Annotated in this window: 13 protein-coding genes; 3 read left to right on the top strand and 10 right to left on the bottom strand. The window is 33.6% G+C overall.

Annotated features, from left to right (window positions below; translation table 11 throughout):
• Nucleotides 1-20: 20 nt before the first annotated feature.
• Together CLOLE_RS11655 and pta are read right to left on the bottom strand one after the other, a co-directional pair.
• Nucleotides 21-1,214 (bottom strand): acetate/propionate family kinase, encoded by a 1,194-nt coding sequence (locus tag CLOLE_RS11655; protein ID WP_013657317.1) that lies wholly within the window; start codon nt 1,212-1,214, stop codon nt 21-23.
• Nucleotides 1,215-1,247: 33 nt separating this feature from the next.
• Nucleotides 1,248-2,243: a phosphate acetyltransferase gene (gene pta, locus CLOLE_RS11660; protein ID WP_013657318.1), complete on the bottom strand. Its 996-nt coding sequence runs from the start codon at nt 2,241-2,243 to the stop codon at nt 1,248-1,250.
• A gap of 170 nt (nt 2,244-2,413) precedes the next feature.
• On the opposite strand from pta, the gene CLOLE_RS11665 reads away from it, so the two are divergent.
• Entirely contained in the window at nt 2,414-3,655 is a 1,242-nt protein-coding gene (locus CLOLE_RS11665) for a nucleotidyltransferase (RefSeq protein ID WP_013657319.1), read from the top strand.
• 102 nt (nt 3,656-3,757) lie between these two features.
• Entirely contained in the window at nt 3,758-4,867 is a 1,110-nt protein-coding gene (locus tag CLOLE_RS11670; RefSeq protein ID WP_013657320.1) for a hypothetical protein, read from the top strand.
• A gap of 53 nt (nt 4,868-4,920) precedes the next feature.
• Here CLOLE_RS11670 and codY read toward each other — a convergent pair whose 3' ends face one another.
• The 3 genes from codY to dprA form a co-directional block, all read right to left on the bottom strand.
• Nucleotides 4,921-5,679 carry a GTP-sensing pleiotropic transcriptional regulator CodY gene (codY, locus tag CLOLE_RS11675; protein WP_013657321.1) on the bottom strand — a complete coding sequence of 253 codons (759 nt, stop codon included), beginning with the start codon at nt 5,677-5,679 and terminating at the stop codon, nt 4,921-4,923.
• 216 nt (nt 5,680-5,895) lie between these two features.
• Nucleotides 5,896-7,968 carry a type I DNA topoisomerase gene (gene topA / locus CLOLE_RS11680; RefSeq protein ID WP_013657322.1) on the bottom strand — a complete coding sequence of 691 codons (2,073 nt, stop codon included), beginning with the start codon at nt 7,966-7,968 and terminating at the stop codon, nt 5,896-5,898.
• Between the two features lie 13 nt (nt 7,969-7,981).
• On the bottom strand, nt 7,982-9,070 hold the full coding sequence (gene dprA / locus CLOLE_RS11685) for a DNA-processing protein DprA (protein WP_013657323.1): 1,089 nt from the start codon (nt 9,068-9,070) through the stop codon (nt 7,982-7,984).
• Nucleotides 9,071-9,177: 107 nt separating this feature from the next.
• Here dprA and CLOLE_RS11690 point away from each other — a divergent pair, with 107 nt between their 5' ends.
• Nucleotides 9,178-10,689, top strand: coding sequence for a YifB family Mg chelatase-like AAA ATPase (locus CLOLE_RS11690; protein ID WP_013657324.1), 1,512 nt, complete (start codon nt 9,178-9,180; stop codon nt 10,687-10,689).
• Between the two features lie 30 nt (nt 10,690-10,719).
• Here CLOLE_RS11690 and nrdR read toward each other — a convergent pair whose 3' ends face one another.
• From nrdR to ftsZ, 5 genes are all read right to left on the bottom strand, one after another.
• Entirely contained in the window at nt 10,720-11,178 is a 459-nt protein-coding gene (nrdR, locus tag CLOLE_RS11695) for a transcriptional regulator NrdR (RefSeq protein WP_013657325.1), read from the bottom strand.
• Between the two features lie 288 nt (nt 11,179-11,466).
• Nucleotides 11,467-12,240, bottom strand: coding sequence for an RNA polymerase sporulation sigma factor SigG (gene sigG / locus CLOLE_RS11700; RefSeq protein ID WP_013657326.1), 774 nt, complete (start codon nt 12,238-12,240; stop codon nt 11,467-11,469).
• Between the two features lie 84 nt (nt 12,241-12,324).
• Nucleotides 12,325-13,080 (bottom strand): RNA polymerase sporulation sigma factor SigE, encoded by a 756-nt coding sequence (gene sigE / locus CLOLE_RS11705; RefSeq protein WP_013657327.1) that lies wholly within the window; start codon nt 13,078-13,080, stop codon nt 12,325-12,327.
• Entirely contained in the window at nt 13,080-13,958 is an 879-nt protein-coding gene (locus CLOLE_RS11710) for a sigma-E processing peptidase SpoIIGA (protein ID WP_013657328.1), read from the bottom strand. Before CLOLE_RS11710 ends, sigE begins: the two co-directional genes overlap by 1 nt.
• Before the next feature lie 129 nt (nt 13,959-14,087).
• Nucleotides 14,088-15,200: a cell division protein FtsZ gene (ftsZ, locus tag CLOLE_RS11715; protein WP_013657329.1), complete on the bottom strand. Its 1,113-nt coding sequence runs from the start codon at nt 15,198-15,200 to the stop codon at nt 14,088-14,090.
• Between the last annotated feature and the right edge of the window lie 46 nt (nt 15,201-15,246).

Here is a 15,246-nt window from a genome sequence, read left to right on the forward strand (position 1 = left end):
GACTTATATTTGTCAATGACTTATTTTGCAACTAATGTTACAGTGTCTCTAGCAATCATAAGTTCTTCATTTGTAGGAATTAAAAGCATTTTTACTTTTGATGTTTCTTTTGTTAGGTCTCTTTCCACACCACGGCATTTGTTTTTCTCAACATCAAGGTCTACACCTAACCATGTTAACATATTAGCGATTTCTTCACGCATAATAGCATTATTTTCACCAAGGCCACCTGCAAAACAAATCGCATCTACACCATTCATAAGTGCTGCATAAGCTCCAATATAGGATACTACGCGATGTTGATATGCATCCATTGTAAATCTACAAGCTGGATCACCTGCAACAACACCATCTTCAATTTCACGGAAGTCACTTGATAAACCAGATAAAGCATCTACACCAGATTTTTTATTTAAAATGTTATCCATTTCTTTAGCTGATAGACCTTCTTTTTCCATTAAGAAAGTAACAATAGCTGGGTCGATATCACCTGAACGTGTTCCCATTACAAGTCCAGCAAGTGGTGTGAATCCCATTGAAGTTTCAACTGATTTACCACCATCCACAGCACAAACACTTGCACCATTTCCTAAGTGACAAACAATTATTTTTGTTTCTTCAAGTGGTTTGCCTAACATTTCAGCTGCTTTTTGTGATACATATTTATGAGATGTACCGTGGAAACCATATTTACGAATACCGTATTTTTCATAGTATTCTTGTGGAATAGCATACATATAAGTTGCTTTATCCATTGTTTGATGGAAAGCTGTATCAAATACTGCTACCATAGGTACGTTTGGCATTAATTCACGACATGCGTCAATACCAAGTAAGTTAGCTGGATTGTGAAGTGGAGCAAGTGCGCTACATTCTTCAATTGCTTTTTCTACTTCATCTGTAATCACTACAGATTGATTGAATTTCTCTCCACCATGAACAACACGGTGACCTACCGCTGAAATTTCTTCTGGTTTAACACAAGCTGTTTCACCTTCTGTAAGCATAGAAAGCATTTTTGCTAAAGCCACTTTATGGTTTGGAAAATCTACCATTACTTTTACTGAGTCTTGACCTTCAGTTGTATGTTTGATAAAAGAACCATCGATTCCAATTCTTTCACAAATTCCTTTTGCAATAACAGATTCATTTTCCATGTTTAATAATTGATACTTTAATGAAGAACTTCCACAGTTTACTACTAATACGTTCATTTTTTACACTCCTTAAGTTATATTAATTGTCTTTTAGTTACCTTGGGCTTGTACAGCTGTAATAGCAACAACACCCACAATATCTTCTGCACTACAACCTCTTGACAAGTCATTAACTGGTTTAGCAATACCTTGTGTAATTGGGCCATAAGCTTCTGCTTTTGCAAGTCTTTGTACAAGTTTATAACCAATGTTACCCGCATCAAGGTCTGGAAATACAAGAACATTTGCTTTTCCTGCCACATCACTATTTGGCGCTTTAGCACTACCTACTGATGGCACAATAGCAGCATCTAATTGTAATTCACCATCTATTTTAAGTTGTGGTGCTTCTTCTTTTGCAATACGAGTTGCTTCAACTACTTTATCTACGTCAGCATGTTTTGCACTGCCATATGTAGAATGTGAGAGCATACCTACTACTGGCTCTTCTCCAACTAATTGAGCAAAACTTTTAGCTGAGCTTTGTGCAATTGCTGCAAGTTCTTCTGCACTTGGATTTTGGTTAAGGCCTGCATCTGAGAAGATAAAAGTACCGTTTGAACCATATTCACAGTCTGGTACAACCATAACAAAAAATGCTGAAACAAGTTTTGTACCTGGCGCTGTTTTTAAAATTTGAAGTGATGGTCTAAGTACATCTGCTGTTGCATGAATCGCACCAGCTACCATCCCATCTGCCATTCCTTGTTTTACCATCATTACGCCAAGGAATAATGGATCTCTATGAAGTAATTGACTTGCTTTTTCAGTTGTCATTCCTTTTTTCTCGCGAAGCTTTACAAGTTCTGCAATATAAGCATCCATTTGTTCAAAAGTTTCTGGGTTAATAATAGTTGCACCACTTAAATCTAAGCCTTCAGCTTTGTTAGTAATTGCTGTTTCATCACCAATTAAGATAACATCTGCAATCCCTTCAGCTAAAACTTGATGTGCAGCTTTAAGTGTTCTTATATCAGATGTTTCTGGAAGAACGATTGTTTTTTTATCTCTTTTTGCTCTTGCTTTAATATTTTCAATAAAAGACATTTAAATAACCCCTTTCAATTTTTACTTCCAATTACCCTCAACCTCTATTATATGCAATGTATCTCGTGTATACAAGAGTGAAATAAAAATTTATTTGTTTTTTCGCCTTTATCTATTAAGATTTTTAGTATAAAATCAGTAATTGATAAAAATATTTCAAGGAGGTTCCAATGCATATTGTTGGTATTATTGCCGAATACAATCCTTTTCATAACGGTCATCTCCATCAAATTGTTTCTACTAGAAAACAAACACATTGCGATTATATCGTAGTTGCTATGAGTGGCAACTTTACACAACGAGGTGAGGCTGCTATTGTTGATAAGTTTGTACGCACACAAATGGCCTTAAAAGCAGGAGTTGATCTTGTCTTAGAGCTTCCTGTCCCCTTTGCAACAGCTAGTGCTGAACGATTTGCTCAAGGTGCTGTTTCTTTATTTCATCAAACTGGTATTGTTGAAACGCTTTCTTTTGGTAGCGAATGTGGTGATACGACTTTACTAGAATTGATTGCAAAACGTTTAGAAACACCTTCCCCTACTTTTAAAGCATCATTAAAAAAGCATTTAAAAGAAAGCTACAGTTTTCCTAGAGCTAGAGAACAAGCCTTACTAGAAGATTTAAAAACCCTAGAGCTCGACTCAGAAGTTTACACTTCACTCTTAGAACTTATTAGGAGCCCTAACAATATATTAGGAATTGAGTATATCAGAGCCATAGAGCATTTTAGTACTACTATTCAACCTTTTACAATTAAACGTTTAACAGCAGGTTATCATGACCCCTTACTCTATCCTCAGATTGCTTCGGCTACTGCTATCCGTACGCACCTAAGTAATGGCTACTCTTCAGAACTAGCCGCATGCATGCCCTCTACCACTTATGAACTCTTAGATAATACTTCATATCATCAACCCGATATGGATATCTTAACACCTTTCTTGCATCACAAATTTATGTTTTCCAACAAAAACGATTTATATTCTTTATGGGACATTCCAAATGATCTTATTAACACTTTTTTAAACAACTATACTTCCTTTGAATACCTTTCAGAATTGGTTAAAGCTTGCACTTCTAAAACTTACACCTCTGCTACTGTTAGACGTGCGCTATTACGTTTGCTCCTTGATATTCAAGATGAAGCCCTAAAACAATTCGAGGCCATTTCTTGGATTCCTTATATTCGTGTTTTAGGTTGTAAAAAAGAGTCGGTGGCCATTTTGAAGCACTTAAATTATTCTGCAAATCGTCCCATTATCACTAACCTTAGTAGAGTTTATGCGGACCTTGATCCTTTAAGTAAACAACTTATTGATTATGAATTGAATGCCACAAAACTTTATCATTATCTAACTAAGCAACCTAAATTGTACAATCAAGACTTTACTCAAGGCTTTTTGATGCTTTAAATGAATAAAGGTGCTATCTTATGATAGCACCTTTATTCATTGTTATTTTTTGTCCAAGCTCAACATATACTAACTTATAGCATTTTCCTTGGGGGTGTCATGATGTCAAAAAAATCAACAACCGCTTTTATTTTATTTTGTTTCGTCATTATTTTATTAGCTTTTCCAAACTTATGTATCAATGCTGCTCAGCAAGGCCTTTTACTTTGGTTTAACAAAGTTCTTCCCTCCTTACTTCCTTTTATGATTTTAATCAACATACTTGTAGGTTTGGATAGTATAAAAAGCATAAGTAATCGTGCAACCTTTATTACATATAAGTTTTGGAATTTGCCAGGTAGTACTTTATTTGCCTTTATCATGGGACTATTAGCAGGTTACCCTATGGGGGGGCGCATCATTAAAGAATTAGTTTCGTCTGGTGAATTAACCTCTCAGCAAGGCGAGAAAGCCCTTTGCTTCTGCAACAACTGTGGTCCACTTTTTATTGTTGGTACTGTGGGAACCACTATACTTGGTAATGTTAAACTTGGCTACTTCCTATTACTCATTCATATTTTATCTGCTCTTATAACAAGTCTCTTACTTAAACCAACTTATCCTTTGTATCCAATAAGATCTACTTCTCTGCAGATAGCTCCTTCAAGTAAAACTTTACCTTCATTGCTCAATGAAGCTGTTGCACACTCTATGGATACAATGACTTGTATTGGTGGATATATTATTTTCTTTTCCGTTTTAGCTCATCTTATAACCGATACACTTCTATTACAATGGTTATTCCACTTACCCCTTATTAATCAAATTTCTACTACAACACTTCAAGCTATACTTACCAGCTTCCTTGAACTCTCTAACGGCGTGAATGCTTTAGGTCAGATTTCGTCTCCCTATGCTCTAGCTTTACTTGCTGCTACTCTTGCTTTTGGAGGCTTATGTGTCTATTTTCAGACGCTTTATGTATTAGAAGGAACTCATTTTTCCACAAAACCTTACTTCTTTAGTAAATGCTTGCAAGCCATTATTAGTTTTTTATTAACCTGTGTACTTTATCCTTTTTTCTCTGTGTATACACAAGGAACAAAAATAGTTTTTAATCATACTTGGAGCTTTATTTTAATCGGATTTGTCAGTAGTTTTATTTTACTGACTCATTTTAATAAAAATATTCGTTCCATATTCACTACTTTTAAAGAAAGTCATAGATCTTAATTCGTTTAATCTGTTAGTAAATAATAAAAAAGGAGCTAGTAGCTCCTTTTTTATTATTTACGTAATTTATTAAGTTCATCTAATAAAGCACTATTAAGAACTTTAATGTATGTTCCCTTCATACCTAAAGATCTTGATTCAATAACACCCGCACTTTCAAATTTACGAAGTGCATTAACAATTACTGAACGAGTAATACCTACTTTATCAGCAATTTTACTTGCGATTAAGAGGCCCTCACTACCGTCTAATTTTTCAAAGATATGGAAGATAGCTTCAAGTTCTGAGTAAGATAAAGTAGCAATAGCAGATTTAACAATAGCCACTCTACGTTCTTCCGCATCATTTTCATCTTTTAATGAAGTTAACATTTCAACTGCAACAATAGTTGCACCATACTCTGCTAAAATAAAATCTTCCGTATTAAATGAAGCTTCACTTTTTTCTTTATAAAGTACAAATGTACCAAGTCTTTGACCTGCTGCAATGATTGGAACGATACAAGCTGTATAATTAGCACTATTTGCAGCAGCTGGGAATAATGATTCTAAAGAAACACCTTCTTTAATATCCATAATAGTTAAGAATTCATCATTCACTGAGTAATCAATATAATTTTCTTCATTTGCAAAATTATGTGGAATGCCACTGTTTACACCTAATACTTTACTTTTTGTACTAACTACCATAGCATTAGCTTTCACTACATCACTAATCACTTCACAGATATCAGAAAAGATAACGCGGTCTGAGCCGAATCTTTGTAAGAGTCTATTTACTTTTCGCATTTTTTGTAATAATTCTTGAGACATTTTATGTCCTCCTTAGTTCTATTTGTACTTTTTATACTCTAAAGGTTTTATATACTTTAGTATGTTCTAAAAATTTTAAAATATACACTTTATCATTTAAAAAGACAAAGTTGTATTACAACTTTGTCTTGTACAAACAAATCTTAACATGATTTGACAAAAAACTCAATATACATTTGTAAACATTAATACTAAAAATATTTAACAAATTGTAAACTAATTCTTATTTTGTTTACCGTAGTTACATTTTGAATTGCGGCACACTATCTTTTTATTTTTACTATTTCCTTTTTCAATCAGTGCTTCTCCACATATTGGACACTTCTCTCCTGTTGGTTTATCCCATGACATAAACTCACATCCTTCACCATTATGTTCACATCCATAATAGCTACGACCTTTTTTAGTTTTCTTCATCAAAATCTTGCCATTACACTCTGGACAACTAATTCCAGTCTCTTCATACCATGGTTTAGTACCATTACATTCCGGAAAATTAGGACATCCTAAAAACTTACCGTATTTTCCGTAACGTACTACCATATGGGTGCCACATTTTTCACAAGGAATATCTGTATGTTCTGTTAAATCGATATTCTCTATCTGAGATTCTGCATATTCTACTGTATGATGAAAATGAGGATAAAAAGATTTGATAATTTCCTTCCATTCTACGTTACCTGATGCAATTTCATCTAAAATTCTTTCCATATTAGCAGTGAAATCTACATCTACTACTTCATCAAAATATTCTTTCATAATTTGATTAACAACTTCACCAAGTTCTGTCATATACAATATCTTGCTTTCTTTTACAATATAGCCACGAGCAAGAAGAGTTGTTATAGTCGGCGCATAAGTACTAGGTCTTCCAACACCATTTTCTTCAAGTGTTTTTACTAGTGTAGCTTCTGAAAAATGAGCAGGTGGTTGTGTAAAGTGTTGGTTAGGAATAATACTACCACAAACTAATTGTTCCCCTTCTTCCACCTGGAATTTTGCTTCCTTCTTAGCTTTTTCTTCACCTAAATTATAGACCTTAATAAAACCATCAAATAACTCTATTGAATAAGAAGCTTTAAACTCATAATCTCCATTTTGAACTTTAATAGAATAAGTTTCATATTGTGCAGGAGCCATCTGACTTGCCACAAAGCGGTTCCATATAAGTTGATATAATCTAAATTGATCTCTTGATAAATACTCTTTGATTTCATTTGGCTCATATTCCATATAAGTCGGTCTAATTGCTTCATGGGCATCTTGAATATGTGCCTTTTTAGCTTTCTCTATTTGTTTTTTAGCACCTAAATACTGTTCTCCATACTTTTGTGTAATATAAGTAGTCGCCTCTTCTTTAGCTTTGTCTGCTATTCTAATAGAATCTGTACGGATATAAGTAACAACACCCACCTCTTTTTTTCCTACTTTAATGCCTTCATAGAGTTGCTGTGCAATATTCATGGTCTTTTGGGTGGAAAATCCTAAATGTTTTGCTGCCTCTTGTTGTAAAGTACTTGTTGTAAATGGCAATACAGTATTTTTAACTCTTGTACCTTTTTTACTACTTACAACTTGAAAATGACCTTTTTTACAAGCTTTAACTATTTTCTTTGCTTCTTCTTCATTATTAATGTCACATTTTTCATTTTTATAAGTATCTAATTTTGCTTCAAATGTTTTACCCTTACCCTGTTGTAAATTAGCCGTAATGCTCCAGTACTCTTCTTCAACAAATTCTCTGATTTGTTTATCACGATCGCTAATTAATCTTAAAGTCACTGACTGTACACGTCCAGCACTTAGACCTTTACGTACTTTCTTCCATAGAATAGGACTAATCTCATATCCTACTAAACGATCTAAAACACGTCTTGCTTGTTGGGCATCTACTAAATCTGTGTTAATATCTCTTGGGTGCTTAATGGCTTCTTTAACAGCCTGTTCTGTAATTTCATTAAAAGTAATACGACATACTTTTTTCTCCTGCAATTTAAGTGCATGATATAGATGCCATGAAATGGCTTCCCCTTCACGGTCAGGGTCAGTCGCAAGATAAACACATTTAGCATTTTTAACATCTTTTCTTAATTTCTGTAATAGCTCCCCTTTACCTCTTATGGTAATATACTTAGGTTCATAATTATTTGCTGTATCTACACCTAATTGACTTTTAGGTAAGTCTCTTACATGTCCAATTGATGCTTCTACTTTATAGTTTTTGCCTAGAAAACGGCTAATTGTATTTACTTTAGCTGCTGACTCCACAATTACTAAATTATCAGCCATATTTGCCTCCTCATTAAACACGTACATATCTTTCCCCTGGTAATCTCTTTATAAGCCCTTTTATTTCTAATTGTAATAAACCTTTATAAATACTTTTATAGGAAAGCTGTGTGCTATTTACTAATTCATTTAAAAAAATTGGTTCCTGACTTACATAAGCATATACTATCCTTTCCTCTTGTGCAAGTTCATAATGCTTTTTAGTTTTATTTTTCTTTATTTCTTCGTATTTTATTCTTAAATCAAAAGGAAGTTCTTCTATTACATCTTCTACACCGGTAACACACTTAGCACCTTTTTTAATAAGTTCATTGGTTCCTAAACTTAATTTTCTAGTAATATTACCTGGTATAGCACATACGTCTCTACCGTAATCTAGAGCTAACTGCGCTGTAATTAAAGAGCCGCTTCTTATATTAGCTTCTGTTACCACCACACACATAGACATACCGCTAATAATACGATTTCGTTTTGGAAACTGATAAGGTCTAGGTTCATGATCCAAATCATATTCAGAAATAATGCACCCTTTGCTTAAGATCTCTTCATATATTCTTTGATTACAAGCTGGATAACATATATTTAATCCATTCCCTAATACAGCAATGGTCATACCACTCTTTAAAGCACCATAATGAGCTGCTGCATCAACTCCCATAGCCATACCACTTATAACCGTTATACCCCCTCCTGCAAGCTCCTGTGCTAATTGAACCGTTACACTGTAACCATACTCTGAACAATTACGAGATCCTACTATTCCAATAGTAGGTGTATTCAACAGCTGATCATTACCTTTTATATAGAGCAACATAGGTGAATCTGGGATATACCTTAAATATTCCGGATATCCTTCATCCAAATAATCTACTAATTTCACTTGATTGCTTTCATAACGCTTTATTCGCTCTTCTAATACATCTGTAAATAAAGGAGACTTTTTAATACGCTGAACAATTTCTCCTTGCCATCCTTTACACATGTATTCCTCCTGAGACGCCTTATAAATAGACTCAAAAGACTGAAAACATGCCACTAATTCCTTCTTAATCACTTCTGGTAATCCTATTTCATGAAACCAGATACTATATATTTTACTCATAAAATCACCACTTTGTCCATTATTAAATTTTCGAATAATTAAGTTTATTATTTTAATTTTTTGTCTATACTCCAATAAATCTCTTTGATTAAAGAAAGGATACCCTAATGTTCTGTAAATTAAACAGTTACTCATTAAATGGTATAGATGCCTTACCGATAGAAGTAGAAATTGACCTACATGATGGTCTTCCAGGATTTGATATTGTTGGTCTCCCTGACTCCGCAGTCAAAGAAGCCAAGGAACGAGTTAAAAGTGCTATAAAAAATAGTGGCTATAAATTTCCTATCTGTCATATCACCGTTAATTTAGCACCAGCTGACATCAAAAAAGAAGGAAGCTTGTATGACCTTCCTATTGCCTTAGGCTTATTATGTTGTTTAGGAGAATTCTCACCAACAAACTTAGAACACAAATATTTTATAGGTGAACTTGCTTTAGATGGTACACTACGTAGTGTTAGAGGATTATTACCCTTATTATGTGAAGTAAATCAATCTGATGAATGTATTATTCCTATAGGAAATGAACCTGAAGGAAGTTTAGTTCCTAGCACCGTTATTAAACTAGCTAGACATCTAAATGAAGTGGTTGACTCTGTAAAAGGCAACCTTCATTTACCTTTATGTAGCAAACAATCTTCTCATTTACCAGAGTTAACTCACTCTATAGATTTTGCTGATGTCAGAGGTCAAGAAGCAGCCAAAAGAGGTCTTATGATTGCTGCAGCTGGTTATCATAATACTCTTTTAATTGGCGCTCCTGGTTCTGGCAAAACTATGCTTGCCAAAAGACTTCCTACTATTCTTCCTCCTTTAACAGAAAAGGAATGTATAGAAGTCACAAAGATTTATAGCGTTGCACATCTCCTAGCAGACTGTGAAATTATAAAGAATCGTCCTTTTCGTTCTCCCCATCATACCATTTCTCCATTAGGTTTAACGGGTGGAGGTGCTCATCCCAAACCAGGTGAAATGAGCCTTGCTCATTTAGGTATTCTTTTTCTAGATGAACTCTTAGAATTTAATAGGCACACATTAGATTTGCTACGCCAACCTATAGAAGAACATCGCATCGTTCTTTCTCGTGCCCAGTTGACCCTTACCTACCCTGCTAACTTTCTATTCCTTGCTTCAACGAACCCTTGTCCTTGTGGTTACTATCCAGATACACAAAAATGTAGTTGTAGCTTATCTAGTATAAAAAAATACTTATCTAAATTATCAGGTCCTCTTATTGACCGTATTGACATTCATTTAGAAACCCATGTGCCTTCTATTAGCGAATTTAAAGACACTCTACCTCTTTCCTCAAAAGAAATGGTCAAAAAAGTAATGTTAGCCCATAAACAACAAACTATTCGTTACCAAGACTATCCTTTTGATTATAATAGTCAAATTCCTCCTTCACTGATTAAGCGTTTTTGTTCACTTACATCCGAGGGAGAAACTTTGTTAAATCAGTGGTTCTCTCAAACTAAAGCCAGTATCCGTGCTTATGATAAAATTTTGCGTCTATCACGTACCCTTGCTGATTTAGAAGAAGCAACTCAAATTACCTCAACTCATATTGCTGAAGCACTTCAATATCGCTTACTAGACCGACACTTTTGGGCATAAAAAAAGAGTTATTAAACCTATAATAACCCTTTATCGTTTTAACTTTTTTATATTTTCTAATTCTGTAATAAATTCATCAATACAAACAAATTGTTTATAAACAGATGCAAATCGAATATAAGATACCTCATCTAGATTTTTTAAAGCTTGCATTGTCATTTCACCGATTTCAGTAGAAGAGACTTCTTTTTTTTCACCATTACAAATCTGATTTTCAATGGTATCTACTAAATCCTCAATTTGCTCAATAGAGATATTTCTTTTATTACAAGAACGAAGTATTCCTTTAAACAACTTATCTCTTTCAAATACTTCTCTACTCTTATCACGCTTAATCACAACTAGAGGAATGGATTCTATTTTTTCATATGTAGTAAAACGCTTGTTGCAGCTTTCACACTGTCTCCTTCTTCTAATAGAATCATTTTCATTAACAGGTCTAGAGTTTAATACCTTAGAGGTACTATACCCACAATATGGACACTTCATGATGTTGACTCCCCCTTTTATATATATGACAAGATTATCACAATATGAAAATAAAAGTCAATACTCACTTACTTTTAAACAATCTTCACCTATCTCTTTTACTTTCTCTAAAGAATAGCATATTCTGGATGCTTGCTAACCCCCCTATTATCTTTCCTTATTTAGGTACAATTAATTTATTAATTGTACCTTTTTCCTATCTCATTTGATGTCACATAGATAACTCAGCCTTAGATTAGATTTTTATGTTTCATATCTACTATACGTAGTCTCACTAATCCCCTTCCCTTAAATATATTTCTTCATATGTTTAAGGGCCGTTTTTTCTAATCTAGAAACCTGTGCTTGAGAAATACCAATTTCATTAGCTACCTCCATTTGTGTTTTACCCGCGAAAAATCTCAGCATCAAAATTTGTTTTTCTCTATCATTAATACGTTTCATTGCTTCTTTTAATGCAATATTCTCTAACCATACGTCATCTTGATTTTTATCATCGCTTACTTGATCCATAATATAAAGTGTATCACTTTCATCATGATAAACTGGTTCAAAAAGGGAAATAGGATCTTGAATAGCATCTAATGCAAATACAATATCTTCTTTTTTTATACCTAATTCATCTGCAATTTCTTGAACTGTAGGCTCCTTAGCGTTTTTTCGTGTTAATTGTTCCTTTGTTTGAAGGGCTTTATAAGCTGTATCTCTTAGAGAACGACTTACTCTAATGGCATTATTATCTCTTAAGTAACGTCTAATCTCCCCAATAATCATAGGTACTGCATAAGTAGAAAACCTTACATTTTGCGTAACATCAAAATTATCAATAGCCTTAATAAGGCCTATACACCCTACTTGAAATAAATCATCTACATGTTCACCACGATTATTAAATCGTTGAATAACACTTAGTACAAGTCTTAAATTGCCCCTAATATATTCTTCCCTCGCTTTATTATCTCCTTGTTCAATAAGCTTAAAAAGTGTTTCTTTTTGCTCGTTTGTCAAAATGGGTAACTTAGCTGTATTAACTCCGCATATTTCTACTTTATTTATAGCCATATCTATTGCCTCCTAGGAATACTATTTAAGCATAGGTAAAGTCAATAAATATGTTCTCCATTAACGTTAGAAATATACTCTCTTTTAACTCATTCTATTAATTTCCTTTTTTAATCTTAATATAATTTTCTTTTCTAGTCTTGAAATATAAGATTGAGATATTCCCAATAGATCAGCCACTTCTTTTTGTGTCTTTTCTTTTCCTTGAGGCGTAAATCCAAATCTTAATTCAACAATCTCCCTTTCACGATCCGTTAACTTAAGTAGTGCTTGTTTAAGTAACTTTTTATCAACTTCTTCTTCAATATTCCGATAAATAATATCAGGTTCTGTTCCTAATATATCAGAAAGGAGTAACTCATTCCCATCCCAATCTACATTTAAAGGTTCATCGATTGATACTTCTGTTTTAAGCTTATTGGTACGCCTTAAAAACATTAAAATCTCATTTTCAATACATCTAGAAGCATAAGTTGCCAACTTAATTTTTTTGCAAGGCTTAAAGGTATTAATGGACTTAATAAGACCAATTGTTCCTATTGAAATTAAATCCTCCATATAAATACCTGTATTTTCAAACTTTCTGGCAATGTACACAACTAGGCGCAAATTTCGCTCAATTAAAGTTGTTTTTATCGCTTTAATCTCTTCTTCTTGCTCTGCAAATTCTATTAGCTTTTGAATAAGAATTTCTTCTTCATCTCGCGATAAAGGAGGTGGTAACACCTCACTTCCACCAATATAATGAACTGCTTTTTTCCTTTTTAGCAAAAAGCTATACCACAGCTCCCTCCATTTCTTCTTAACCTTTTTTAATATACTATTAATATACCTAGTCATTATCCAACCTCCCCTATAATATATTCTGGATGTAATAGTGCTTTATAACTATGATCATTGAAAAGAGGCATTTGTGCTATGCCAATAATGCATTTATTAAAATGCCTTTGTGTAGACATTTTTTCAAGAATCATTTCATCAATTTCTACGCCTAAAATCATACCGGATTCACACCCTATACTATTAAACGGAATAAGATGTTTGATTATATCATCATCAAGTTGCTCTAACTCTACTAAATGATCTGAAAACCTTTCGAAAAACTTCTGCTCTTCTTCTGTGAAAAGCCCTTTAACCATATCATATTCAACTACGATAACCGGTTGATGCGTAATTGGTGTGTATAAACAGTTTCCTGTATCTAGTAATGCCCTTAACATAACTTTCTTATCTTTTTGAATGAATTGAAGTTGATATTCAAAAGTAGGTAAAATAAAACGCCTTCTTATATAATAAAAAGATGTATAAAAAGTGAAACCCATTATTACGCCTATACCTATAAGCATGAATATATTGAGTTCACTAATAGCTCTACTATCATAGCCCAACATATACCATAAACTAAAAGTAGTTCCTCCTAACAATGCAGCTACTAACATTGATAATGAATAATATTTAAGTAATTGTCTGATATGAATAGGTCTAAAAATATAAAGAATAGGAAAAACAGGAATAAAAAATGAATAAATGCTATAAGGTACATACTGCAAAAACGGGACTACAATTAACATACAGTACAAAACAGCTGCTAATAGGCCTCCTACTATCATCCTTTTTACCTTAACAGGCTGATTAATAAGCATGGACACAATCCAGAATATAATTGTATCCATAATAAAATTAATACAAAATAAAACATCCATGTAAACAACATACATATGTACACCTCATCTACAGCTTTTTCCTTAGACATTCTCATTTTAAAGGATAAGGCTTACAAATTTTGTAAAAACTCTAGAGTGAATAAAAAAAAAGATACGACAATATCGTATCTTTTTTGAATGTTTTTATCGATTTCTTCTTAAGAATTGAGGAATTTCCACTTGAATATCTTTAATCGGTGTAAACTTTGTTTCCTCAACATGAGCTGTAGTTGCTTTTTGCGTTTGTACTGGCGTTTCTTCTTTTGTTGCTTGAACTGGTTTGAATGTATTAAGACTTACATCATGATTTTGAAAGTCTGTAGCAATAACTGTAATTATAATTTCTTCACCAAGATTTTCATTAATAGATGTACCAAAAATAATTTCAGCATCTGGATCAACAGCTTCTCTAATAAGCCCCATACCTACATTAGCTTCCATCAGTCCTAAAGACTCACCACCACACATATTAACAAGTACACAACGTGCACCATCAATGCTTGTATCTAGTAAAGGACTACTAATTGCATATTTAACAGCTTCTTCTGCACGATTTTCGCCTGTTGCGCGTCCAATACCCATATGGGCTACACCTTTATTATTCATAATTGTACGTACGTCTGCAAAATCAAGGTTAATAATACCTGGGTTTGAAATTAAATCTGTAATCCCCTGTACACCTTGTTGTAATACATCGTCGGCCTTACTAAATGCGTCCACCATCGTTGTCTTCTTATCAATAACTTGTAAAATTTTATCATTTGGGATAACAACTAAAGTATCTACATTTTGCTTAAGCTCTGCAATACCTTTCTCTGCATTAATCATTCTTTTGCGACCTTCAAAACTAAATGGCTTAGTCACTACACCAACTGTTAAAATACCTTCTTCTTTTGCAATACTCGCAATAACTGGTGCTGCACCTGTACCTGTACCACCACCCATTCCGGCTGTGATAAATAGCATATCTGCGCCTTTAATAGCTGTTAGTATCTCCTCACGACTTTCCTCTGCTGATTTTGTACCAATTTCTGGATTAGCGCCTGCTCCAAGTCCACGTGTCATTTTTTCACCAATCTGAATTTTGGCTGGTGCACCTGATCTAGCCAGTGCTTGATGATCTGTATTAACAGTAATAAATTCAACACCTTCAAGACCTTTTTCAATCATTCTATCTACAGCGTTATTACCGCCACCACCTACACCAATAACTTTTATTTGAGCACCTTGTAATTCATTTTCCCATATTTCGAGCAAAGTAGTCTCCCCCTTTATCTGAAGTATCTTTATTTATTTTTAGCCT

It is taken from the genome of Cellulosilyticum lentocellum DSM 5427 (assembly GCF_000178835.2).
In the GTDB taxonomy this organism is placed as follows: Bacteria; Bacillota; Clostridia; order Lachnospirales; family Cellulosilyticaceae; genus Cellulosilyticum; species Cellulosilyticum lentocellum.